Here is a 26,394-nt window from a genome sequence, read left to right on the forward strand (position 1 = left end):
ACTCACCCCCTTAGTTCAAAGTATAGTTAGCTAAGGACAAAAGCTTTAAATTACGCGGTTGCTGCCTGACAAGTTGTTGAATTGCCGGCATTTGATTTTGATACATTCTTTCTTCATTTGAACGGTAAAGGTTCATAAAAATGACCTTGCTGGTGCGTAAGCGCCGTTGATATTCCGTCAAATCAGCCAGTTCAAAACAAAAATCACTGATGATCACGTGAGTAGCTTGCGGCTGAGAAACGATCGCCTCAAAAACGGGACGCAGGTCCGTGCCGCTGCTGGAAAAATGAGCTAATTGCTCTTGAAGGCGGGCAAAATCTCCTGCAAAAGCAGAACGTCTCGCCCGAAAGAAAACGGGATCCGCCAATGTATTAGCGAATAAACGAACTGAAAAAGACTGGCCTTCCAGTGCCGTTTGCCTGAGGACAGATAAGATCTTAGACAGTTGCCTACTAGAGATCGAACCTGAAACATCAACGTAAACGTCTAATTCTGAGCTGGGCTGCTTTTTTTGACTGATGTGAGCCATATCTAAGCGTTCTGGAAACGCATAGTGGCGCCGATACCACTCGATCTTGCTATTTTTAGCCAGGTCCCTTTGTAATTTGCTAAGCTCCAAGCGCAAGGGAGGCAGCGGTCGTGCCGGTCTCAACTGGTATTTAAGCTGCTGGAGCCTTCCGCCGTATTTGGAATAATCGATCCCTGGAAACTCGACCTGCGCTTCCCGCACGGCGTCACTGGTCAAGGCCAGCAATTGACGGGCCATCTGTTCCGCCCGATTTTTCTGCTGACTCTGACCAGACTTGCTCAACTGGTCAAAGTAACGCTGGTTGAGCTCGAAAACGTCCCCGCCGCTCAGACCGATCTTACCGCCGCCGCCAGGACTGGCAGGCTGAGAGCTAGAAGCAGTCTGCTGCGATTCCTGGCTGCCCTTTTCATTGACAGCCTGCTGCCAAGCCTCTTTCTTGCCAGGATCCTTGTGACTGCGCGGCGACAAATGCGGTTGGTAACTGGAACTCGCCATCTTCTGCAAGGTGGTCAGCAGCAACGATTTTTGCTCAGCTAATAAGTTGGTCCCCGTGCTGAGATAAGTCGTCAGCCGCTGATAACCAGCCGCATTCAAACGTGCCTGAACTTCTGTTAGCTCGGAGGTTTTCACCGCTTGATCCAAGGTATCCAGGTCGGCTTGGGTCAACAAATTTGTCGGGCAGACCTGAGTTGAACAGAATGCAGCTGAACTGCCAAAGGCTGTTTGTTGCCCGAGATCTTGTACCAGGGAAGAATTGATCGCAAAATCAGTCAAGATCCGGTCCAGCTCGCCGCTGCTGTTGACAGGAAAGCCCAAGACCGTCAACTCTGGGTGATCAGCGAAGAATGCGGCTGCAGCCTGATTTTTATTAGGTGAACCCGGAAAATAGCCAGGCTGACTCAGCAAGTCTCCGCGTAAGACATGGCGGGCTTGGTTTAAAAGCAGCGTCAGGAGCGCATGTTCGGCCGCCTGCGTGTCCTTTGGCGCAAAGTAAGCTAAGACTAAAGCCAAGAGACGACTCGGCTGATAGAAAAGATAATTATCGCTGGCTTTTAGTTCAGGTCGGCTGCCGATAGCCTGGTCAAATAACTCGTCTGGTCCTAAAAGTGAGACGACGACCGGGGCTAAAAGCTGCGGGGTCTCGGCATAAACCGGTTTAAGGGCAGCCAAGAGATTCAACTCGGGTGCGATTTTGCCGACATCAAGCTTGGGGTCGTTTTTGACCAGCAAAGGCAATGCACTGAGGTAAGACTGCCAGACTCGCGGTTCAAACGGATCAGCTAAGACGTCGGCGAAAGTTGCAAGCGCCCCGCGTTTGATTTGTTCAGTTCCTAACACCCCATTCAAAGAAGCATTGATCTTTTTCACATATTCGTCGCTTCCCGACTCGGCCTGGGTAGCCAGCCACTGCTGCTTGGTCCGCTGACAAAAATCAAGATACTTTTTTTGCAGCTGAGGCTCTGCCAGGTAGTGGCTGCCATCGATCTGTAAGACCCGTGGATCCAGCAAGTTGAGCGCATATTCATTTTTTAAATGCTGTCGTTCTTGGCGGGTAAAGATCCCCTGGGCGGCCGGAACAGCTGCCTGCTGGTAGGTCGCGTTTCGAACGTATTCCGGAAAGATCCCGCCAAAATAGAGGATCGCTTCTTCTTTTGAGCGCAGCTGCATTTAGCTCACCTTACTTAAATGTTATTGACTGACATTTCCATCACTAACTGCATGAAAACCGGTTGTTGACGCAAGTATTCGTTCGTTAATGGGTACCTCTCTTGCAAGACCCCAGTTTCCACTTGCGTGTGCATGAAGCGTGCAACCGCAGTCTGATCATCCGTTTGCAGATACTTGGTAAAAATTTCAGCGTAGCCGCGCGGACGCGTGCTGGTCAGGTCCTGTTCGACCGGCCGTAACGCTGAACTGAAAAACGCCATCTTGCTGCCGGTCGCTAATGCAGCAAATTTAGCCTGATCCGGCTCCCGCAACAAAGCGAAAATATCCAGCGGATCCCCAGTCGTGAGATAGGTCAAAAAACGGTTGCCGCAGTCATTGCCGATCATGGAAAAAATCGCGGCTTTCAGCAAGACTGGGTCGTTTTTGATAACTGGATCGGCTAAAAAACTCGACAAACGAGTCCAGGAACGCGGTGTGGCGCCAGTTCCATCCGCACTTTTGGACGGCTGGTACAAAAGGTCTCTTTGCTCATTGTAGGATTTGCTGCCAATAAAATCGACAACCTCCGGTGCGACCTCATTTTGATAGGCCCAATCCAGCCATTCCTTAGGTTCAAGCTGGATAAAAAGCGGATTGATCCGATCACGAGTTGCTGTATCCAGCTCATTGACGTCATTTTCCACTGTTTGTTCATCAGAAAAGATATTTTCGGCAGTATTACCGGCACCAACCACAAAGATATTTGCTGGCAAGGGATTGCCCGGCAGCCGATTTTCTAACAAGAGCTGCATGATCGTCTGCTTCATAAACTCATCGCCGCGGTTGAACTCGTCTAAAAACAAAAAGTGCGCGGTCTGCGGTGCTGACAAAGCATGACGTCTCAACCGGGCGATGCTAGCGTTCAAAGCATGCAAAACCTGGGCGGTCTGTTCTTGTTCATTGACATGCGAAATTGGCATCGCTAAGGAACCGCCAAATTCAGCGTTAATATCAATGATACATAACTCTTGTTGATCTTGAACCAGCTCGCGGATGCCCTGCGTTTTGCCGATCCCAGGCAGTGAATAGAGCACAAAAGTGTGCTTATCGACCTGACGACCAGTCAGGAGCTGCTGCATTTGAAAGTCTGTATCTGCTTTAACCAAACGCAAAGCCGTATTCAGTGAAATAAAATTCTGCTGTGTGTTTTCTTCAAACATTCTGCTGCCCACTCCTATTTGCTTTCTTTCATTTATCGGCTATCTTAAGCGCTGTGCGGCTCAAGTTCAAACAACTAAACTCAGTTGTCGTTTTCATTTTCCAAAGGTTCATTTAGTTCCCGCAACTGTTCGCGCACACTTAAGCTGAGATTACGGTCGGTCAAGATCAGCAACGTATCGCCGGCACGAACCAACGTGTCGCCGCTTGGGATCGCCGTTTTTTCGCCGCGCCTGATGCCCACTAACAAGGTATGCTTGGGCCAATGAATATCTCTGACTTGCTGACCAACATAGCGGCTGTCGTCAAAGACCGGAAATTCCAGCTGCTCATTCTTGCCGCTGATGACCTTGAGCTTTTTGTTAACAGTCATCCGGTCTAAAAGAGATTCATAGATCGGTGCTCCGCCAAGGAGATCAACGACGATGTAGGCGACCAAGGAAGTCAGCGCTAAGGGAACTAAATGCTGGAGCGAACCGACCATCTCGGTCACCAGCAAGATCGCGGTAAAAGGTGCTTTCCCGATCCCGGCAAAATAGCCCGCCATGGCAAAGACCAAAAAATCGACTAAGTATTGACTGGGCAGCACCCCTAATTTGCTGGCTATAGTCCCATAAATCATGCCGATCACAGCCCCAAGGGTCAGAATCGGCAAGAAGATCCCCCCAGGCAGTCCCGACCCATAAGAGACCATCGAAAAGACGAAGCGTAAAATAAAAAGCAAAACCAGCATCCCAACGGACGGCAATAGTTGCGGCATGCGGATAATGATCCCGTTACCGCCGCCAAGAAAATCACTGAAAAAATAACCGACCGGCAGCAGCAAGGCCAATGGGATCAAGCCGTGGAAAGCACGGGGGATCCGGTCAAAAAAGCGCTGGTACCAAACCGAGCTGTGTAACAAGACCCACTGGTAACAATAGCCCAGCAAGCCTAAAAGCGCACCCAAGACAAGCAAGTGCCAGTAATATTTGAGCGGCAAACCAGGCACAGAACCAACATGCAGGACCGTGATCAGACCAAAAACTTTCATGGAGACCACATCAGCGGTGATCGAGGCTGAAAGAGCCCCCATCCAGACGAGTGGTGAAAAGTTATGGTAGACTTCTTCTAAGATAAACAAGGTCCCCGCGATCGGGGCGTTAAATGCGGCGGAAAGTCCGGCTGCTGCCCCGCTGGCAATTAAGACCCGCTGTCCGCGGCGAGAATCTTCCGTTAACCCGGCAACTCCCTGACCGATGGCACCGCCCAGTTGGATCGACGGCCCTTCGCGCCCTAAGAAAAGACCTGACCCGATCATCAAAACACCGGCGACAAATTTGCGCCATAAGATCGCCCACCACTGGAAGGTAAATTTACCGGCCAGCTGTCCTTCGATCTCTGGAATACCAGAGCCGGCAATGTGGGGCTGTTGCGTCACTAATTTGCCCACCAGCAGACCTAACAGCATTAAGATCACAAAGATCAAGGCCAAGTACAGCGGCTGTGTGTGCGCCAGGTGATAGGCATGCTGCCAGACTAACAGAGACTTTTCGATCAGCCAGCGAAAAGCTCCTACGACTGCCCCAGTCAGTATGCCGATCAAAACTCCTTTTAAAATATAGGTTAAATGTGCCGAATTCACGTTAACTTTGCGCTTGGTCTTGTCCATCTATTTTCCCTCGATCATTTTCTGAAATTAATACTTCCTAACCATTATATGCCCGGAATTATGAAAGGCAAAATGCAAGTAGATCAGCGTGCCTTGGGGGCATGTGAGTCGGCCTGGCTTGTGCTATAATGAAAAACGTTGAAAAAGCAAAGTTAAAACTAGCAAATTGACAGGGCTGATCACTTGTAGATCGGCTCTTAAGCACTTTAAATTTGCATGAAACTTTTTGAAAGCAAACAATGCAAACTCAGTGGAGGTTAATGAATAATGACTGAGCAGAGTGATTTAACGAAAAAAACACTTCATCTCTCAAATAAAAACCATATGGAGATCCCTTGGGCCAAGGTCATCGGCGACCAGAACACCACGCCTGCGATCAATTCATCTTTAAGCGAAAAGGCTGCGATCATCGGCCGGGTCGGGATCATTATGTTGTCTTGCGGGACCGGTGCTTGGCGCGTCCGCGATTCCATGAACACCATCGCACGCATTTTAGGCGTGACCTGTTCGACTGACATCGGCTTGGTGACGATCGAATATACTTGTTTCGATGAGCATCACAGTGTGACCAATTCCCTCTCCCTTGCCAGCAGCGGGGTCAACACCGACAAGTTGGCGGAGATGGAATACTTCGTCCAGGCCTTTGAACAAGAAGGTGCTTTTTTAAGCATCAAAGAAGTCCATCACATGCTCAATAAGATCACGAAGAAACCCACCAATTACCGACCGTGGTTTCTCGGATTGGCAGCAGCGATGGCGTGCAGCGCCTTTGTCTTTTTACTAGGTGGCGGTCCGATCGAAATGCTCTGCAGCTTCTGTGGGGCCGGCTTAGGAAACTGGACGCGTGCCACACTAAACAGCAAGCATATGACCCTCTTTGCCGGCTTAGCTGCTGGCGTTGCCGTCGCTTGTTTCGTCTATTTAGTGATCTCGCGTGGTTTAGAGCTTGCCTTTGCGATCAATGTCGGACACGAAGCCGGCTACATCGGTGCAATGCTCTTTGCGATCCCGGGCTTTCCATTCATTACCAGCGGCTTGGATATCGCTAAATCTGATATGCGCTCTGGAATCGAGCGCCTGGTCCATGCGGTGACGATCATCCTCGTTGCCACCCTAGTCGGCTGGATCGTGGCTTTAGCCAGTGACCTTAAACCCGACCAATTTATTCCGCTTGGTTTGAGTCCACTAGCCGTGATGCTGCTGCGACTACCAGCGAGCTTTGTCGGAGTCTTTGGTTTCTCGATCATGTTCAACAGCCCGAAGAAGATGGCAGCCACAGCAGGACTCATCGGCGCGATTGCTAATACTTTGCGCCTAGAACTAGTCGATCTCTCACCGATCCCGCCAGCAGCCGCTGCTTTCTTCGGTGCACTAGCAGCCGGTTTAATGGCTTCATTCATTCATAAAAGAATGGGCTATCCGCGGATCACTTTGACAGTTCCTTCCATTGTGATCATGGTCCCGGGGCTTTACATGTACCGGGCGATGTATTACATCGGGGTGGGTACGATCGGCAGTGGTGCTCAGTGGCTTGTTAACGCCGTCATGATAGTCTTATTCTTGCCGCTTGGACTAATCGTGGCCAGGATTTTGATGGACCCGGACTGGAGATACTCAGGCTAAAAATAAAGACGTTGAATTTTCATTTAGTAAGTGAAAATTCAACGTCTTTTTGGTGACCTGTCAAATGTTTGACGGATCAGTCAATTTTATTTTGCTGCCTCTTGAGTCTGGGCTTTTTCCAAAGCATCTTTGACCGCTGCTTTAAGCGCGCGACTGGTTGACGATGCACCAGAAACAACATCAACATCATAGGAATTTGCGGCTACCATCTTTTCTGGCAGCTGTTCAATGGCAGAAAAACCATGTTCAGATTCGGATTGCTGAAGTACTTCGATTTTTTCTAGTGCAAGTTCGCTATCAACGGTGATCCTAACGACCATCTCGTCCCCAATTCCACCAGCACTTTGACCGATGAACTGGTTAGACTCAGTCGAATAGGCAGCAGCTGCTTCTTGATGCACATCACTCTGGAGTGCAGCCGACTTAGCGCTGCTGGCTGGAGACTTGTGTTCTTCAGTAATACTTGCACTGGTCATTGTATCAACGTCTCCCCTAGCCGCATTTTCACCGGCAATCTTCCCGAAAATCAAGCACTCTGCGATGTTACCGCCGCCTTGATATTGGTTGGCGCAGATCCCGCCAAGTTCGCCCGCACTATAGAGGTGTGGAATCGGTTCGTTGTTGATATCCAAGACTTCAGCCTTGCTGTTTCTAAGCGGGCCACCTTGGGTATTCAAGACTGTCTGTTCCAATGCTAGAGCGTAGTATGGGCCAGCACCTAAGGCTTTCATTGTTTGTGGATCCCTATTATAGCGATAGTCTCTGCCTTGCTCCGCAAAGAGGGCAAAGTCTGCCACTTCATTTGCCAAAATCTCAGGAACAGCACCGATTTTTTCAGCGAGATCAGCGATTGTATCTGCAGATACAGCTTTTTCTAAGAGCGGTTTTAAGAATTTAGCTGCCGGTCCGCTGACAATCTTATCGTATTGTTGCTGATCAAAGATCAAATGCGGGTGATCTTGATTCTGCGGAACAGCCCAAGTTCCATGATTATAAATATGTCCGTGGCGATTCCCTTCACTTTCATTAAAGTAACGCGAGCCATCATCCCCAGCAACAAAAATTGATCCAATGTGAAATTCATCGGTTCCCATATCCATGGCTGCCCTGGATCCTGGTTCGACCCGAACTGCCAAACCATGCATCATCCCCAGAGATTCATAGTTTCTCATATGCCAGAGCTGAGCCCCAGCTTCGATCGCCATATCGATCCCCGCGCCTTGGTTATATAAGGAACCTAGTGGAGCCAAGCTTGAAGCACCCAAGTAATCTTGGATCTTCTGTTGGTCATTTTCAAAGCCGCCCAGCGTCAAGATAACACCATTTGCGGCTTGAACATTCAATTCGACACCCTTGCGCTTGATTTGGACCCCAAGGACTGTTTTATGTTGTTCATCTTGAATTAAGTGTAATGCTGGTGATTCATACCAAACATCGATCTTGTCACTGCGGTCAGTGACTTTTTCTTTGAGTAATTTCCACAAAGCAGCATCAAACATTCCATCATGAACAGTTAAGAAATCATAAGTCTCTACCCCTGGAAATTCAGGATATTCATGAATCGCATCTTTCAAGATTTCGTTGTACTTCGGGCTTTGGTCGAAGCTGTACGGTTCAACCTCCAAATAATCTTTGATGTACTCTTTCATGTGGAACATTCCGGAAACAAAAGTCTCTTTCATTTCTTCGTCCAGATCCATTGGTGCCGTTAGCTTGCTGTAATAGCTGTAGAGTTGATCATAATCATTCCCTGACCCAATCAGCTGAGCACAATAGCGCGTATTGCCGCCTTCTTGTCCTTCAGGTGCAGAATCCACTAACAGAACTTTCGCCCCATTGTCTGCCGCAAAACGAGCAGCCGTAGCACCAGCACCCCCAAAACCAACTACTACTACATCATAAGTTGTATCCCATTCGATTCCCGTATTTGCCTGCACGTCAAAGCCCTCCTTATATTTAACTTTGTTTATTTTATCACAAAAGGAGCGGCTTTTGACAGCTTAACTTTTAAGATTTAGCAACGCTTTTCTGTCTTTTCATTACCTATGTTTTCACAACTGTACTAAAAGCTTATTAAACTTTATTTCATATCTACGTTAAGATTAAAAAACGTTTTCAACCGTTATCATCACGCGTATAATATTAATAATAGGAGCAAATTAATTAAGGGGATGAATAAGATGACACAAAATATTAGCTTAGGCTTGGATATTGGTGTTTCTTCTGTCGGTTTCAGTATATTAGACTATAAAGCTGGCGAAATTATAGAACTTGGGGCAGATCTTTTCAAAGCTAGTGATGCAGAAAAAAACCAAACAAGAAGAGTACAAAGAGGCGGTCGCAGACTAGGTCGTAGAAAACAAAATCGGCGTATCGATGCTGTAAAATTATTTAAAGATTACGGGCTAATCAATGATAGTATATTTGGCGGATTTGAAATCACTAAAGAGAACTATTATCTTCCATTTAATCACAACCAAAACCCTTATGAATTACGTGTTAAGGGTCAAAAGTCAAAATTGACAAAGGAAGAACTGTCTTTTGCCCTCTATAATTTAGTAAAACGCAGAGGCATTAGTTACACATTAGATGATGAAGCTGAACAAGAGCAGGATTCCAGTTATTCAAAAAGCTTAGAAATCAACAAAAATTCCCTTGAAAAAAAATCGGTAGCGGAAATCCAATTGGCGCGTCTGAATGAAAATCACAAAGTTCGAGGACAAGTTAATAGTAATGATGACACTTTGTTAAATGTGTTCCCAAATTCAGCTTTTCTTCAAGAAGCAAAGTCGATTATTCAAACACAACGACAATTCTATCCCAATATTCTCACCGCTGATTTCGAGGAAAAATATTGTAACATTTTGACCCGTAAAAGAGAATATTTTGAAGGACCAGGGAGTGATAAATCTAGAACAGATTATGGTATTTACAAAACTGATGGCAGAACTTTAAACAATTTGTTTGAAGAATTAATCGGTCATGATCAAATTAACCCAAAAGAATTACGAGCACCAAATAATTCATACACTGCCCAGTTATTTAATCTTTTAAATGACTTAAACAATCTCACAATCACAACTTATGAGGATGGCAAGATATCTTCAGCAGATAAGCAAGAAATAATTACGACCTTGAAAAATGCAACTGGAAATGTACAGATGCTTGCTACAATAAAAAAGGTAGCTCATTGCACCGATTCAGATATAAGAGGCTATAGAACTGATCCATTGAACGACAAACCGGATATTAGCTCTTTGGCATCATATCGAAAAGTAAAAAAAGAATTTGCTAAAGAAGGAATAGATGTCGATCAATGGCCAACAGAGTTCTTTGACCAATTATGTTTTATTTTGACTTTAAATACCGAAGATGGCGAGATTCGCAAGCGTATAGAAACGGGCTTGGCACCAAAATACAAGTTTTTAAACAAAAGAATCGTGCAAACAATAATCGATTTAAAGGATAGCTTTAAAACTTCAAGCAAAAATAAATGGCATAGATTTTCTCTTAAAACAATGAATCAGTTAATTCCTGACATGCTGCAAAGACCTGTCGAACAAATGACTTTACTATCAGAACTTGGTTTAATAAAAAATGATCACAAAAAATTTAAGGACAATTCGTATCTTCCTTATAAAGAAATAGCTGAAGGCATTTTCAATCCGGTTGTAGCAAAATCTGTTCGTGAATCATTGAAAATCGTAAATTATTTTATAAAGAAATACGGAACTCTTGATTACATTGTGGTCGAAATGCCACGGGATAAAAATGAAGAAGAGCAAAAAAAGTTTATTCAAAACTTGCAAAAAGAAAACGCGAAAGTTAAAGATATGGCTATAACCACATTTAGCCAATCCCTTAGCAATCCCCTTGACCTTGAAAGTACATTAGCCAAATCAGGCAGTGGAAAATTGCTGACAAAAATCCGATTATGGTATGAGCAAGATGGGAAATGCCTATATAGCGGCAAAACCATTACAGCCAATGACTTACTGCAAAACCCTAACATGTTCGAAATAGATCATATTATCCCACAATCTGTTTCCTACGATGATAGTTTGGCTAATAAAACGCTTTGTTATGCAGGTATGAACCAAGCAAAGAGCCAAAGAACCCCCTATGAGTTTTTGATTACAAAAGACACAAAAGGTGCACAGACTTGGGAACAATACAAAGCAATGGTCAAAGCTAACCGTACTTTCTCAAATAAAAGCAATAAAGCAAAAAAAGCCAATCTGCTATTTAAAGACAGCTTAAACTCAATTGAAACCCGCAAACGGTTCATTGCGAGAAATCTAGTTGATACCCGTTATGCTTCGAGAGTAGTTTTAAACAACCTTCAAGAGTTTTTCAGTGAAAAAGAAACTGGCACCAAAGTCTCAGTTGTTCGTGGAAAGTTCACATCAACTCTTAGAAAAAAATGGCATTTAAATAAAACACGCGAAACTTTCCATCACCATGCTGTTGATGCATCCATTATTGCCACAACACCATTTTTAAAAATTTGGAATAGAGGCGGTTCAATATTTGCAAAAAAAATTGCAGAAAATACAATTGACATTCAGACTGGTGAAATACTGAATAATACAAAGTTTAATGAATTAGCTTTAAGTTTACCTTTCAAAAATTTTACCGATCAATTTGAGAATATAGAAAGCAAAATCAAGTTTTCCCACCAGGTTGATAAGAAAATGAATCGTAGACTAAGCGATGACACAATACGTTCTGTTCGAACTACGCAAATAGATGGTGAAACAAAGTCGTTTGACTATATGACTTGGAAAACCAAAGACATATATACAACTGAAGGTTTCAAAAACTTCAAGGAAATATATGATAAAAATCCAAACAAATTTTTGATGAAGCAGATTGATCCTTCCAGCTTTTCAAAATTAGAAAAAATTATGTCCAATTACCCTGCTTTTGAAGAACTATTGGACCAGTCAAGTAAAGTTAAGCGTGTTGATGTCAGTCCATTCGAATTATATCGAAGAGAACATGGTGATATCAAAAAAGATTCTAAGAAAAATAAAGGCCCAGTGATTCGTCGTTTAAAATACTATGATAAAAAAGTTGGAACAAAGATCGATATCACACCATCATCCGCAAAAAATAAAAAAGCAATTTTAATTTCACTAAAGCCTTGGAGAACGGACGTGTTTTTCAATAACGATACACATGAGTACGAAATTATGGGAATAAAATACTCTGATTTATCAAACGTCAAAGGCACACTAGGTATTAAGAAACAACGGTACCAAGCTATCAAAAATAAAGAAAACATATCCAACAATTCTGAATTTAAATTTTCTTTATACGAAAACAATAGAATTAAAGTTTTAAATACAGAAACAAACGAATCTGTTGAAATGCTTTTCTTATCCAGAATAAAAGAAAATCAAACTTTATATGTTGAATTAAAAATGATCGATTCAGATAAACCGCACGATACAACACTCCCCATTTATGGGAAAGTTAAAGAAGGAGGTCGTATTCAAAAAAGATTGATACCTAAAAAATATAACAATGTCTGTAGGCTTTGGAAAGTTAATACTGATATAGTTGGAAATACATTTTATATAGAAAAAGAAGGAGATATTCCAAAAAATATTCTTGTCTAGATATCATCTTTTTGATACAATAGAGTTCGTAAGGGACGCCTTATATGTTTGAATATTCATTCGCTACAGTTTTACCATTGTTAAATCTTTAAGGATCTACAGAAATAAGGGTTTATCCCGAATTTCCCGCCTATCTTTGATAGGCGGGTTCTTTTTGTCTACAAATAAACCGGGAATTTCTAAAAAATAAATGAAAGCCTTTTATAAATAAGCTATACTATATCTATATATCCCAATTACATTTTTTGAATATAAAGGGGCGATGTTATGGGGTGGCGAATTGTACATATTAAAAATGGGGATTATCTGAGACTTAGACTTGACAACATTGAGATCACTAAATTGTCTCAGAAAGTCTTTATTCCCTTGTCTGATATTATTATGATCGTAATGGAAGGTAATAAAACATCAATTTCAACTAAACTTCTTAGTGCACTTAGCAAAAATAATATTGGTTTGGTCATTTGTGACGACAAGTTTTTGCCAAGTGGCCTATTTTTGCCATACGGACAGTATCATCATGTCAGCAAACGTGTAATTGCTCAATCTGAATGGAGCAAGTCACAAAAAGATTTACTTTGGCAAGCTATTATCAAACAAAAAATGGTCAATCAATTATCTTTCGCTCGTTACCTTGGAGTTGACCAAGATAGAATCGATATGATGGATCATTTAATTTCAAAACTCACGATTGGTGATAAGACTAATCGTGAAGGACATGTTGCTAAAGTTTACTTCGACTCACTTTTTGGCAATTCATTTACGAGAGACGACGATATACTGATTAATTACGCGATGAACTTTGGTTATTCGATCATTCGATCAGAAATCGCAAGAATTATCGTTGGTAATGGATTAGTTACTATGTTAGGAGTATTTCATCGTAACGAATTTAACAGCTTTAATCTGGCAGATGACCTCATGGAACCATTTCGGCCATTAATGGATTACTGGATAAATACACTTCTGGATGAAAAAGATACGTACCTCTCTTATAAAATCCGTTTAAAAATCATTGATTTCATAGATCAAACAATTATCTTAAATGGCAAGACAGTAACTATGGATGACGCAATGCAAAAATTTGTACAATCATTTATCGTTGCAATAGATAGTGAAGACCCAGACTTATTAGTTAAAATTGAACTAAATAATTTTATAGGAGATTAGGGTGAAATATCAAAATATGCGCTTACTATGTATGTTCGACCTTCCCATGGAAACCACCGTTGATAAAAGACAATACAGAATTTTTCGCAAAGAACTAATTCGAAACGGCTTCGTTATGTTGCAATACTCTGTATATTATCGGACCATTCCAAATCGCTCTGCTGGCAAAAAATACAAAAATGCCTTACAAAAATTTCTCCCCAATAATGGAGAGATTCGTCTACTGGCGGTCAGCGAAAAACAGTTTGATGATATGCAAATTTTGGTGGGTCAAAAGAGCCATCAGGAAATCTTGGTAGGTAATAAAAAGTTGGTGGCTATATGAATTTAAAAGTTGAAGTTGAGAACTCAGCCTTTTTAGATGTCGATATAAAAAACATTTTATATTTCACTGGATCTAATCAAGACTTATTATGGAAATTTTTTCGCAGTTTCTCACATTATGAAGAAAGAAACAACGAATTAACTAGCAATGTATATGGTGAAAACGGAATTGAAATTTCGCTGGGAGATCAACCCTTATCACCGAAAAACAATATCTTTCATTTTATTGATAGCAGAGAAAGCATCTACCAACAAATGACCTATCATAAACCTTCGCTGCTCTTCTCATATTTAAACAGCTTCGTTGAAAATAATTCAGTAAGTAAATCAATAGAACGGATCAATGACGAACTATATAAACTTAATTTTGTTCTTCAAGACTTAAGTCATCAATTTTCAGATAGCTTGAACATTGATTTGAAAGATATCGACTATTTAAGCTTGTTAAAAAACAATCTGCAATTAGGTTATCTTGAAAGCGATAAATTTCTACCTCTTGAATTTATGAACACTGACGAATTAGTGGACGAGTACCTTAACCTTATTAGAAAAAGCCTTGCTGAAAACTCAAATACACACTGGATCATTTTGTATAATTTGGACAACTATATTTCTAAAAAAAAGAGTAGCGAACTAGTAGATAAACTAAAGGAGCTCAGCCAAAGCTCCAACTTAAAAATAATCTATATAAATAACAATTTGAATGCATTAAAGCTTGATCCAACTGACATTGAAAAAATCGTTGTCGTCTCAAAAGAATCCACACAATTACCACCATATGATTTACTTCTTAACTCATTTAAATTACATTATCCCAATAGTTTGCTTATTTCTGATCAAGACTTTGTTGATAGCATCTGCAGGATAGTACCATTTATTGGAAACAAGGGGGAAGATGTTTACCTGACCGGCAAAGATTTGGTACTATTAAAGATAGCAAATATATTATTTGACTACGAGACGTCGTTTGATCAAAAATATATTTCCTTAACAACTTCTGAAGTTGAGTTTCTTAACAAACAAGAACCTTAAGAAACATAAATTTTACCATAATACCACTTTTTTGCATCTTCTTTGCATGATTGTTCGGTTTTAAATTCCTTTGAGGTTTCTGTACCCTTAAAGATTTAACAATGGTAAAACTAATTTTAGCAACGTCTACATCGTAGGGGGTTTCTGTACCCTTAAAGATTTAACAATGGTAAAACCTTTAGCTTGCTCCGGAGTTAATTGTTCTCGTTTCTGTACCCTTAAAGATTTAACAATGGTAAAACATCCTCTCTTTCGTCCCAGTCGTAATCGTAGTTTCTGTACCCTTAAAGATTTAACAATGGTAAAACGCATTTCGCTGATACTGACAGCGACAGCTTGTTTCTGTACCCTTAAAGATTTAACAATGGTAAAACACTAAATCACGCAATCTTCTAGCAATCGCAGTTTCTGTACCCTTAAAGATTTAACAATGGTAAAACCCTGATATTGAAACATCTAGCGTTATTGTAAAGTTTCTGTACCCTTAAAGATTTAACAATGGTAAAACATTACGAAAACAAACAGGGGCAGAAAGTATGTTTCTGTACCCTTAAAGATTTAACAATGGTAAAACCAACCACCGACAACAAGACGTCTCCAATCAGTTTCTGTACCCTTAAAGATTTAACAATGGTAAAACTGAACCACACACTTCTCAATGTCATAAGGTTGTTTCTGTACCCTTAAAGATTTAACAATGGTAAAACCGGTAAGCAGAAGGCTAACACTCTGCTTACGTTTCTGTACCCTTAAAGATTTAACAATGGTAAAACAATGCGATCATTTTTTTGTACCATGATTGGGTTTCTGTACCCTTAAAGATTTAACAATGGTAAAACTCTGAAAACAAATGATGTGCCTGTTGTAGTGTTTCTGTACCCTTAAAGATTTAACAATGGTAAAACTTAAGTGTCTGTAAAATATTATGCAAGTATGTTTCTGTACCCTTAAAGATTTAACAATGGTAAAACTATTTCTGGACTTGGAAAAGTTAGAGATCCGTTTCTGTACCCTTAAAGATTTAACAATGGTAAAACCGATTGTAGATGAGCCTACGATTGACCCGCGTTTCTGTACCCTTAAAGATTTAACAATGGTAAAACTGACAACCTAAACATGTATGCCAAAACAGAGTTTCTGTACCCTTAAAGATTTAACAATGGTAAAACGGCAGAGGTTGCCATGCGTTGTTTGAATAGGTTTCTGTACCCTTAAAGATTTAACAATGGTAAAACCGAGGTAACTAGGAACATTGCTCAAATGCAGTTTCTGTACCCTTAAAGATTTAACAATGGTAAAACTGACACTGGCTTTTTTCTTCATCCACATGTGTTTCTGTACCCTTAAAGATTTAACAATGGTAAAACCACTGATGGAGTCTTGTTAGTTGATGGTGAGTTTCTGTACCCTTAAAGATTTAACAATGGTAAAACTTCGATAAGCATACTGGTCGAGCTATGGGTGTTTCTGTACCCTTAAAGATTTAACAATGGTAAAACTGGATGAGTATGAGATAACTTATTGGTGCGGTTTCTGTACCCTTAAAGATTTAACAATGGTAAAACTTGTCAACAATGCCGGTTAAATGCTTAATAGTTTCTGTACCCTTAAAGATTTAACAATGGTAAAACAAAGTATCTGGTAATCATGAATCAACTCAAGTTTCTGTACCCTTAAAGATTTAACAATGGTAAAACACAACAAGAAGTTTAGAGATTGGGCTAACAGTTTCTGTACCCTTAAAGATTTAACAATGGTAAAACCCTGCGATCCTGGATGCATCTCGGGCTTCTGTTTCTGTACCCTTAAAGATTTAACAATGGTAAAACTTGCTCTCGATGTAGACGATGGATCCTGTGGTTTCTGTACCCTTAAAGATTTAACAATGGTAAAACTTGCCAATGATACTCAAGAAAATGTAGTCCGTTTCTGTACCCTTAAAGATTTAACAATGGTAAAACATATTGTTGGCGAATGTTAGCTTATAACTTGTTTCTGTACCCTTAAAGATTTAACAATGGTAAAACCAAACAAGCCTTGTTCCTGCAAACCTGTTTGTTTCTGTACCCTTAAAGATTTAACAATGGTAAAACACTTAGTGAACGTTGGTGTTTCATAAACGTGTTTCTGTACTCTTAAAGATTTAACAATGGCAAAACAACAATATGCCTTTGCAGATCACTGGTATTGTTTCTGTACCCTTAAAGACAAAAAGAAGTAGCTCACTATTAGCAGGCTACTTCTTTTTTGTCCCTACCTCACCGGGTATCCCCCGCTCAACCACAGTCCAATGACTCCAACAACAACGACCAGTCCGATGGTAACCCACAAAAAGCCAGCGGTCAGTTCATTGCGCTTCTTTTTGCTGAAGGCTATTTCGATCCAGCCAATTGCCATCAATGCCAAAAAGATCTTAATTGCAGTTAGCCATGGATTTTCACTCCAAGCATACTTGGCGATAAAGCCCCCACTCACGATCAAAAACAAGTAACAGAACCTTGCGACCATGACCGACACCTTCGCTGTACCTGGTGCACCAAATAAACCAATCACTACTGCCAACAATAAAACGATTCCAAAAACCAGATGAACCCATGCCATACTTGTCATCTCCTCGTATTCGAATTCACCCATTATTATACACTCTACCTGAAGTTAAGCAGCACACCTTTGCCTTAGTCCATCAAAAGAGGCCCTCCGAGTCCGGAAAGCCTCATCCATTCTATTCCAATGTCAGTGTTCCATGGTATAAGTCATAATACATCCCATGCTTTTCCAATAACTCTTCATGGTTGCCAGCCTCAATGATCCGACCATCGTCAATCACTAAGATCAAATCTGAGTTGAAAATCGTCGATAAACGGTGCGCGATTGCAAATGAAGTCCGTCCCTTCATCAGATTCTCCAACCCTGTCTGGATCTGACGTTCCGTTTGCGTGTCAATGTTAGATGTTGCTTCATCCAAAATCAGGACCGGCGGGTCTGCTACCGCTGCTCTGGCGATTGCCAGTAGCTGCTGCTGGCCTTGTGAAAGATCCGAGCCGTTACCGTCAATTTGTGTCTGAAATCCTTCCGGCAGCTGTGCGATAAACGGTGTCGCTTGAGCCAAGTCTGCTGCCTGTTTGATTTCCTCTTCACCGGCTTCTAAGCGGCCGTAACGGATGTTATCCGCAACTGTCCCTGTGAAAAGGTGCGTATCTTGCAGGATCAATCCCAGAGAAGTGCGCAAATCATCTTTTTTGATCGTTTGAATATCGATCCCATCGTAGGTGATCTTGCCGCGCTTAATGTCATAAAATCTGTTCAAAACATTGATGATCGTCGTTTTACCCGCGCCGGTCGGCCCCACCAAGGCCACCTTTTGTCCAGCCTGCACATCAAAAGTGATATCATGCAAAACATCACTACTGCCATAGGCAAAATCCACGTGGTCAAACGAAACATTACCAGCCAGCAAGGTCAATTGGTCCTCACCGTTTGCTTGCGGTGCTTTCCAGGCCCATTTGCCAGTATAATCTTTTGTCTCAGTCAGGTTGCCGCTAGCATCCTCTGCGACATTAACTAAGGTCACAGTTCCCGGATCCTCTTCTTCTTGTTGATCCAGCAGCTCGAAGATCCGTCTGGTCCCAGCCATTCCTTGGATCACAAAGTTCAATTGCTGCGACACAGCTGCAATTGGCTGACTGAAAGAACGGCTGAGCTGCAGAAAGGCGGCGATCGTGCCTAAGGTTAAAACTGATGAGCCATTCAAAGCCAAAGTCCCCCCGATGATCGCCACTAAGACGTAGAGGAAGTTTCCAACATTACCCATGATTGGAAAGACGGAGGTCGAGTAAATATTGGCTTTCGCCGCAGCATCCTGCCACTCGTCGTTATCGGCGTCAAATTCTTTTTGGGCTGCCGGTTCGTGCGAGAAGACCTTGATCACTTTCAGACCGCTCAGCATCTCTTCCACGAACCCATCGATTTGACCAATCGCCGTCTGCTGTTTTTGATAGTACAAACGGCTGCGATAAATCAGGAAACGGACAATGAAGAGTCCGATCACGAAAATCGCCACTGAGATCAAGGACAGCTGCCAGCTAAGCACAAACATCATAGTTAGCGAAAACAGGAAACTCAAAACAGAATTGATCAGCTGCGGAAAAGACTGCATGATCATTTGCATCAGGGTATCGATATCATTGGTATAGGTACTCATTAAAATCCCGGTATTCGAATGGTCAAAGTACTGCTGGGGCAGCTTTTGCATCTTGACAAACATTTCATCGCGCAGACTTTTCTGGACTCGCTGCCCTGTGGCTGCCATGATCTGCGAGTAGGTCAGTGAGGCCAGGACCCCCAGCAAGAAGATCGAACCCATCAAAAGAAGCGCTCTGATCAGCGGGCCAAAATCCGGCTGACTTTTACCGACTAGCGGCAGGACGTAACGGTCGATCAAAAACTGCAGGAAATAGGAGCCAAGCACCGTCGCCAAACAGCTGACAATGATTGCAAAGATCGCCGTGCTCAAGCGGATCCCGTACTGGCGAAACATCATCTTTAAGAGCCGGTTGAGTGTCGGCCAATCGACAGCGCTTTTTTCATCCTTGGCTTTCATGTCTCCACCCCCCGTTCACTGCGTTTCTGCGAGAGTGCCATTTGACGGTAGTGTTCATTATGCTTCATTAATTCTTCGTGCGTGCCGCTGCCGCTGATCCGTCCGTCTTTCATGACGACGATCAAATCCGCATCGGCGATCGATGCCACTCGCTGCGAAATAATAATTTTAGTCGTCTGCGGGATCTGGTCGCGCAATGCTTGCCTGATCTTGGCATCAGTATTAGCATCTACTGCACTAGTCGAGTCATCCATGATCAAGACCTGCGGTGATTTCAGCAGGGAGCGTGCGATACTTAGACGCTGCCGTTGTCCGCCCGAGATGCTGGTCCCATTTTGCCCCAGCAGCGTATCATATTTGTCAGGCAGACTCTGGACAAAATCATCAATTTGCGCGAGTGAAGCCGCATGCCGCAGGTCCTGTTCCGTGGCATTTTCGTTACCCCACAGCAGGTTTTCTTTGATCGTGCCCGAAAACAGTACGCTCGATTGCAGGACCAGTGAAACATTGTCACGCAAAACCTTTAGCTCGTAGTCCTTCACGTTGCGACCCGCCAGCAAGACTTGCCCTGCCGTCGCATCGTACAAACGCGGCAGCAGCTCCACCAGCGTGGATTTGCCAGAACCGGTATTGCCGATGATCCCCACCAACTGCCCGCTTTTGATATGGAGGTTGATCTCATGGAGCTGTTCGCGCTGCGAATCAGTGTCATAGCTGAAACTGACATTTTCAAAGTCGATCTGTCCGTTGTCGACTGTGGTTGCCGGTTGATTTTTTTCTGTGATCGTTGATTTTTCGTTCAGTGTTTCAGCCAGTCGTTCCGACGAAGTCTGCGCGATCGTGATCTGGTTAAAAATCATCGATAACATCATCAGACTAAACAAGATCTGCATCCCGTAAGCCGTCAGACTAACTAATTCACCGGTCTCCATCGAGCCGGACACAATCAATTTGGCACCAAACCAAAAGAGCGCCAGCAGCATCAAGTTGCTGACCAGCTGCATTAAGGGCTGGTTAAGTGCCATTAACCGTTGCGCCCAGGAATAGTTATGGTAGATCTGTTGCGAGACATGGGTAAATTTTTTCTGTTCCAGCCCTTGTCTGACATAGGACTTAACAACTTTAATGCCATGAATATTCTCGCTTAAAATATTGTTTAACCAATCGTAAGCCCGAAAAACCTTGCGAAAGAGCGGGTGGGCGGCGCGGATGATCAGCCACAATCCGACAGCTAAAAGCGGGATCGCAACCACGAAGATCAGCGCCATTTGCGCATTGACCGCAAAAGCCAGCACGATCGAAAAAATCATCATGGCTGGAGCCCGGAAGCCGCCGCGGATCAGCTGCTGGTAAGCATTTTGCAGGTTGGTAATATCTGTGGTCAGCCGTGTCACTAAACTGGCATCAGAAAAATGGTCGATATTTGCAAAGGAAAATTTCTGAATATGCGCATAGAGATCATGCCGGATATTGTGAGCGACCCCCACCGCTGCAATACTGGATAAACGGCTCGCGCCAGCCCCGCAAACCAAGGAGATCACCGCAATTAGCAGCAAGATCCCTCCAGTCTGGTAAATTACCGCCAGATTGCGCGCCGTGATCCCGTCATCGATGATCCGTGCCATCAAAAATGGGATGATCGTCTCGCAGGCTGATTCGATGATCACCATCAATGCCGACAAGATCGAGGCTGTTTTATATTTTCTGACTGACCGGGCAAGGACCTTGATCATGGAACTTCACCACCCTCCTGAATTTAGCAATTACACAATATTATCATATACACTTTTGGTAGGGTTTTCTAATAATTTGCATTAAAAAAGTTGAGGTTCAGGCTCTGTGAAGCTGGGACTCGTTAGGCCTCAGTCTTGGACCTTGATCCGTTAAAGTTTAGTCCAAGATTACACATCTTGGACCTTAGTTCGCTGAAGTTTGGTCCAAGCTTACACGTCTTGGACCTTAATTCGTCAAAGTTTAGTCCAAGACCACTCTTCTTGGACCAAAGTTCGTCGAAGTTTAGTCCAAGCCGTAATTTCAGTCGCGATTTCATCATTTATGGTAAGGACTGCCCGCGTTGATCATGTAGGCGCGGTAAACCTGCTCGGTCAAAACTAAGCGCATCAGCTGATGCGGCAAAGTGAAGCGGCCAAATGAGATCTGAACATCAGAACGTTTCATGACAGCCGGGCTTAACCCCAAGGATCCCCCGATCACAAAGGTAATGTCGCTGTGACCATAAGTCGTTAAACGATCAAGTTCTTTAGCGAATTCCTCCGAACTGCGCTCCTTGCCCTCGATTGCCAGTGCGTACACATATTCACGTTCCTTAATCTTGGCTAAGATCCGCTCACCCTCGCGCTCTTTCACGCCTTCCATTTCTGCGGAACTCAATTTTTCAGGAGCCTTTTCATCAGGAACTTCGACAACTTGGAACTTACAGAACTTGCTTAAACGCTTAGCGTATTCTGCAATTCCCTGTTTCAAATATTTTTCCTTTAACTTACCCACACCGATTATCTTGATATTCACACTAAATCACATCCTAAACACATTTTATCCACAAAGTTATCCACAGTTTCCACAGGGTTAATCACAACATCTTGGTACGAACTAATTTTCGTCACTATATTTATTGTTTTCCATATTTTCAACTTATCCACAATTATTAACACCTTGGGCTAGTTTCTATATTTTATAATTATACGTCGTAATTGCCTTTACATCAACAAATATCAGCTTTAACAAAAGTTAAGAAACTAGCTTTATCCACACCTATCCCCATCCCTGTGCATAACTTGTGCACATATTTTTTCATTTTTTTCTTGGAAAGCCAGCACTTCATCTTACATATATTCTTTCAATTCTATCAAGTTATTCACAGGTCTAGCGCTCTCATTGTTAATAACTTAGGAATCGTCACCGCATCCATCATAATTGGTCCAAAGTCAGCTTTTGAAAACAGACACGGCAGCAATCTTTCTCATCTCACTAAAGACGCGCTTTTGTGCTGACCAAACCTGTATTAAAGAATTTAAATTAAAAATAGGATCAAACGATGCGCTTGGCACACCATCGGATCCTATCATTACTTGATTAGCTTATTCTCCCTCGTTAGAAGCTGAAGAAGTATTTGTATCATTGGCCTCAAGGCTTAATTTAGCATTAGTCGTCTTTTCCTTACCGTTATGGTAATACTTGATCTGGACGGTATCCCCGATCTTATGGCTATACAATGCCTCACGTAAGGAGACAATATCGGTGACTTTCTTGTCGCCTAAGCCGACGATCACGTCATATTTACTGATGCCGGTGCCCTTGAGCGGTGAGCCGGAGTTGACCTTCATCACAACGATCCCGCTAGTTACACTATCCGGCAGCTTGAGCGTGCTCTTGCGGTCGCTAGCCGAAACATAATCCAGATCGATCAAGGAAATCCCCAGCGCTGGCCGGCTGACCTTGCCGTTTTCAGCTAATTGGTTAACGATCTCGACGACTTCGTTACTTGGGATCGCAAAGCCCATCCCTTCGACCGAAGTTCCAGATGAACCATAACTAGAAGAACCAGTGCTTGAAAGTTTCATCGAGTTGATCCCGATGACTTGTCCAGCGATGTTAGTCAGAGGGCCGCCGGAGTTGCCTGGGTTGATTGCGGCATCCGTTTGGATAACTGTCGCTTGACCTGTTGCGACTCCAGAACTGTTAGTCACGTCGATCGTCCGTTTCTTGGCGGAAATGATCCCCTGTGTCAGCGAGGTCGCATAGTCTGACCCTAATGGCGAGCCGATCGCCAAGGAAGTCTCGCCGACATTGATCTTGTCTGAATCGCCAAACTGGGCAATTTGGGTCACATATTTGGCATTAATTTTCAAAACGGCCAAATCACTGATCGAGTCATGCCCGACAACTTCTGCATTTAACTTGTGTCCGCTGTTCATCAAAATTTCGACCCGATCGGCACCAGAGATCACATGGTTGTTGGTCACAATATAGGCGGTATTGCCGGATTTCTTGTAGATCACACCCGATCCTTCACTTGCAGACTCAGAACTCTCATCACTCGAGGAAGAATCCGAGCCTGAATCTGATCCGCCGTAAAGCCCATCGATCGAGCTAGAACTCGTGTCCTTGGAGTAGGCCTCGACTGAAACGACCGCATTCTTAATTTTCTTAAACGCAGTTTCCGCGTCTGTGGAAACATTGACCTTAACGTTGCTGGTTTTAGTCTTGGCCTTAGAGTTATCTTTTTCCACCGGCTGATTTTCCTGGTGCTGTTGATATAAGTAACCTCCGCCAACGGCGATCCCGCCGCCGAGAAGACCAGCAACTAGGGCAATTAGAAATACCTTCCACAACTTCGGCCCGCCGCTGGGTTTTTGCGGTGAACCGTTCCCATTTTCTGGGTCGACTTCTTTATACTCTCCATCGAATTGCTGCTTATTCATCTCAAAACCCCTTTCAAAAGACATATTCAGCTTAACTATAATTGAACTAAATGCCTCTTGGTTAATAATACTTAAATATTACCATAAATTTTAAAATCTTAAAAAGAACTCAGTTTAATTTGCGAAAATAAAAAAACAGCCGTCAAAACGACTGTCCAGCTGCCAAATTATTGTTAGATCACCGTCAACGGTGTCGCGTAGTTCGGGTCCGTATCGAGCAGGGCAAAATCGTGATCGACCGCTAGATCTCGGCCTTGCATCATCGTTTGGACCGTCATGTGTGCCAAAGCCTTGACATTATTTTCCTGGCTCAAATGCCCGAGGTAGATCTGCTTAGTCCGGTGACCCACAACATCGATCAAACCATTGGCACCATCTTCGTTGGACAAGTGCCCAGTATCGCTTAGGATCCGCTGTTTTAGCGGCCACGGATAGCCGCCCATGCGCAGCATTTCCACATCATGATTGCATTCAAATAAATAGCCGTCGGCATCACTGATCGTCCCGCGCACCCGATCTGAAACATAACCGGTATCCGTGATGATCGCAAAAGCTCTGTCATGGTAATGGACTTCATAAAATTGCGGATCGGCCGCGTCATGCGAAACGCTGAAGCTCTCAACATCCATGCCGCCCAGCGACTGGACCTTGCCGGCAGGTAAAATATGCTTCTGTTCACCAGGGATTTTGCCGATCCGCTGGCCCATCGCTTCCCAGGTGCCTTCGTTGGCGTAAACGTTCAACCCGTAACGCCTGGCTAAAACCCCAACACCCTTGCTGTGGTCAGTATGTTCATGCGTGACAAAGAGACTGTCGACGTCCTTTAATGTCCGGCCGATCGAATTCATCAATTCCTCGATTTTTTTGCCCGACAAACCGGCATCGATCAGGATCTTGTGGTCGGGCGTCTCAATATATGTAGAGTTCCCGGTACTCCCACTTGCTAAAATACTGACCTGTAAATTATCTTCTTTTTTTATCTGCACCATGCTGGTTATCCCTTTCAGAAAAGTTTCCTTGTCTATACTACCAGCTTAGCCGGCTTTTTTCCAATGCTGATCATTCGCGGCCAAAAAGTGCACTGCTGTTTCAAAGACTTCAGCTTACATGTATAATGTCACTATTGTTATAGTTTTTTGAAAGGAGAATTACTTTGATCTCTTCAATACTGCTTTTAGCTGCGGTCGGACTATTTGCCGGGATCTTTGGCGCAGTCTTTGGTATCGGCGGCGGCATGATCGTCACTCCAGTGATGACGATCGGCTTAGGTCTCGATATCAAATACGCGATCGGTGCCAGCGTGATCGCCGTGATCGCCACCAGTTCCGGTGCTTCGATCGCTTACTTAAAAGATGACATGCTTAATTTGCGTGTGGCCATGTTTCTGGAAATAGCTACCACGATCGGGGCGATTTTCGGAGCGATCCTGACCGGTGTTTTACCTGCCAAGATCCTCTACGTCTTATTTGGACTGCTGCTGATTTTTTCTTCCTGGAATATGCTGCGCAAGATGCGCGCTGGTCATGAATCTTATCGTAATACGAAGCCTGATGGACTCTCGACTAAATTAAAACTGAACGGCTCTTACCATGACCAAGCCACCAACCAAGACATTGATTATCAGGTCGCCAACGTTCCTGGCGGCTTTGCCATGATGCTCGGGGCTGGTTTGGCCAGTGGACTGCTCGGAATCGGCAGCGGTGCTTTTAAGGTCATTGCCATGGACACGATCATGAAAATGCCGTTGAAACCATCGAGTGCCACCAGTAATCTGATGATGGGTGTCACCGCCGCTGCGAGTGCTACCGTCTACTTTTTTAACGGCTCGATCAAACCAGAAATTGCCGCACCGCTTGCAATCGGGATCTTAGTCGGTGCCACCATTGGCTCCCGGATCATGCAGCACTTACAGGCAAAATTATTAAGACAGATTTTCGTGCCGATTTTATTTTTGATTGGCTTACAAATGTTTCTTAAAGGATTTGGGGTGAGTTTTGGATGACAGAAGAAGAAAAGAAAAAGCGGGCAGAAATGGCCGACATCGAAAAGATAATCGGGCATGTTTTGCGGATCGGTGTCCTAACTTCAGCGGCCGTAATCATTTTGGGGCTGCTGCTCGCCCTGATCACCGGCCAAACCGGCTACCCAACCAATGAATTTCCAACGACTTTCACAGCTATTTTCCAAGGCATCATGGTCTTTAAGCCGTTTGCGATCACGATGCTCGGCTTATTCTTGTTGATTCTAACACCAGTACTGCGTGTCGTCGTCTCAATTTACGCTTTTGCCAAGGAAAATGATCAACTCTATGTCTGGATCACAACCTTGGTTTTAGTGATCTTAGCAATTGCCATGTGGATCGGCTATCTAGGGAAATAGCTCAAAAATTACCGCTTCAACAAAGCAGGTTTTGTACTGCTTAGATTCAATTCCAGCTCTAAACTAACGGTCGCTTGTTTGTCAAACCTTATACCAAACGAAAATCGGTTGGTTGCCTCTTTGCCTAAGTACCTCTCAAAAAAGGAGAACGAATG

General features: G+C 43.4%; 17 protein-coding genes and 1 CRISPR repeat array. Of the genes, 7 read left to right on the plus strand and 10 right to left on the minus strand.

All coding sequences use genetic code 11. The annotated features are described in order from the left end of the window. Positions 1–10: 10 nt before the first annotated feature. The 3 genes from LFYK43_RS03625 to LFYK43_RS03635 all read right to left on the minus strand — a co-directional run bounded on the left by LFYK43_RS03625 (position 11) and on the right by LFYK43_RS03635 (position 5,045). A complete protein-coding gene (locus LFYK43_RS03625) occupies positions 11–2,197 on the minus strand; it encodes a hypothetical protein (RefSeq protein ID WP_124975523.1) in 2,187 nt (728 codons plus the stop codon). A 14-nt stretch (positions 2,198–2,211) separates the two neighbouring features. After that, positions 2,212–3,396: a P-loop NTPase family protein gene (locus tag LFYK43_RS03630; protein ID WP_124975525.1), complete on the minus strand. Its 1,185-nt coding sequence runs from the start codon at positions 3,394–3,396 to the stop codon at positions 2,212–2,214. 80 nt (positions 3,397–3,476) lie between these two features. Beyond that, on the minus strand, positions 3,477–5,045 hold the full coding sequence (locus tag LFYK43_RS03635; protein WP_124975527.1) for a ClC family H(+)/Cl(-) exchange transporter: 1,569 nt from the start codon (positions 5,043–5,045) through the stop codon (positions 3,477–3,479). A 267-nt stretch (positions 5,046–5,312) separates the two neighbouring features. Between LFYK43_RS03635 and LFYK43_RS03640 the strand changes: the two genes are divergently transcribed. Further along, positions 5,313–6,668, plus strand: a complete 1,356-nt coding sequence (locus tag LFYK43_RS03640; protein WP_124975529.1) for a threonine/serine exporter family protein — start codon at positions 5,313–5,315, stop codon at positions 6,666–6,668. Between the two features lie 86 nt (positions 6,669–6,754). Here the strand turns inward: LFYK43_RS03640 and LFYK43_RS03645 are convergent, their stop codons facing one another. After that, positions 6,755–8,605 (minus strand): FAD-binding protein, encoded by a 1,851-nt coding sequence (locus LFYK43_RS03645; protein WP_124975531.1) that lies wholly within the window; start codon positions 8,603–8,605, stop codon positions 6,755–6,757. A gap of 243 nt (positions 8,606–8,848) precedes the next feature. Here LFYK43_RS03645 and cas9 point away from each other — a divergent pair, with 243 nt between their 5' ends. The 4 genes from cas9 (at position 8,849) to LFYK43_RS03665 (ending at position 14,818) form a co-directional block, all read left to right on the plus strand. Beyond that, positions 8,849–12,292, plus strand: a complete 3,444-nt coding sequence (gene cas9 / locus LFYK43_RS03650) for a type II CRISPR RNA-guided endonuclease Cas9 (RefSeq protein WP_124975533.1) — start codon at positions 8,849–8,851, stop codon at positions 12,290–12,292. A 267-nt stretch (positions 12,293–12,559) separates the two neighbouring features. Continuing rightward, positions 12,560–13,462 carry a type II CRISPR-associated endonuclease Cas1 gene (gene cas1 / locus LFYK43_RS03655; RefSeq protein WP_124975535.1) on the plus strand — a complete coding sequence of 301 codons (903 nt, stop codon included), beginning with the start codon at positions 12,560–12,562 and terminating at the stop codon, positions 13,460–13,462. 16 nt (positions 13,463–13,478) lie between these two features. Further along, complete coding sequence (gene cas2 / locus LFYK43_RS03660) at positions 13,479–13,787, plus strand: CRISPR-associated endonuclease Cas2 (RefSeq protein ID WP_124975589.1); 309 nt, start codon at positions 13,479–13,481, stop codon at positions 13,785–13,787. Further along, a complete protein-coding gene (locus tag LFYK43_RS03665; RefSeq protein ID WP_124975537.1) occupies positions 13,784–14,818 on the plus strand; it encodes a P-loop NTPase family protein in 1,035 nt (344 codons plus the stop codon). The genes cas2 and LFYK43_RS03665 overlap by 4 nt, the downstream gene beginning before the upstream one ends. A gap of 75 nt (positions 14,819–14,893) precedes the next feature. After that, positions 14,894–16,977: a CRISPR direct-repeat array (repeat unit 36 nt; unit sequence GTTTCTGTACCCTTAAAGATTTAACAATGGTAAAAC). Positions 16,978–17,071: 94 nt separating this feature from the next. Here the strand turns inward: LFYK43_RS03665 and LFYK43_RS03670 are convergent. From LFYK43_RS03670 to LFYK43_RS03695, 6 genes are all read right to left on the minus strand, one after another. Further along, positions 17,072–17,419, minus strand: a complete 348-nt coding sequence (locus tag LFYK43_RS03670) for a DUF1516 family protein (RefSeq protein WP_124975539.1) — start codon at positions 17,417–17,419, stop codon at positions 17,072–17,074. Between the two features lie 121 nt (positions 17,420–17,540). Beyond that, positions 17,541–19,418 carry an ABC transporter ATP-binding protein gene (locus tag LFYK43_RS03675; protein WP_124975541.1) on the minus strand — a complete coding sequence of 626 codons (1,878 nt, stop codon included), beginning with the start codon at positions 19,416–19,418 and terminating at the stop codon, positions 17,541–17,543. Then, on the minus strand, positions 19,415–21,151 hold the full coding sequence (locus LFYK43_RS03680; RefSeq protein ID WP_124975543.1) for an ABC transporter ATP-binding protein: 1,737 nt from the start codon (positions 21,149–21,151) through the stop codon (positions 19,415–19,417). The genes LFYK43_RS03675 and LFYK43_RS03680 overlap by 4 nt, the downstream gene beginning before the upstream one ends. 316 nt (positions 21,152–21,467) lie before the next feature. Further along, positions 21,468–21,947, minus strand: coding sequence for a 23S rRNA (pseudouridine(1915)-N(3))-methyltransferase RlmH (gene rlmH, locus LFYK43_RS03685; protein ID WP_124975545.1), 480 nt, complete (start codon positions 21,945–21,947; stop codon positions 21,468–21,470). Positions 21,948–22,516: 569 nt separating this feature from the next. After that, entirely contained in the window at positions 22,517–23,860 is a 1,344-nt protein-coding gene (locus LFYK43_RS03690; protein ID WP_124975547.1) for a S1C family serine protease, read from the minus strand. Positions 23,861–24,033: 173 nt separating this feature from the next. Continuing rightward, a complete protein-coding gene (locus LFYK43_RS03695; RefSeq protein WP_124975549.1) occupies positions 24,034–24,849 on the minus strand; it encodes an MBL fold metallo-hydrolase in 816 nt (271 codons plus the stop codon). Positions 24,850–25,013: 164 nt separating this feature from the next. Between LFYK43_RS03695 and LFYK43_RS03700 the strand changes: the two genes are divergently transcribed. Next, a complete protein-coding gene (locus LFYK43_RS03700; RefSeq protein WP_124975551.1) occupies positions 25,014–25,862 on the plus strand; it encodes a sulfite exporter TauE/SafE family protein in 849 nt (282 codons plus the stop codon). Next, complete coding sequence (locus LFYK43_RS03705; RefSeq protein WP_124975553.1) at positions 25,859–26,239, plus strand: DUF1634 domain-containing protein; 381 nt, start codon at positions 25,859–25,861, stop codon at positions 26,237–26,239. Before LFYK43_RS03700 ends, LFYK43_RS03705 begins: the two co-directional genes overlap by 4 nt. Positions 26,240–26,394: the final 155 nt, after the last annotated feature.

It is taken from the genome of Ligilactobacillus salitolerans (assembly GCF_003864415.1).
In the GTDB taxonomy this organism is placed as follows: domain Bacteria; phylum Bacillota; class Bacilli; order Lactobacillales; family Lactobacillaceae; genus Ligilactobacillus; species Ligilactobacillus salitolerans.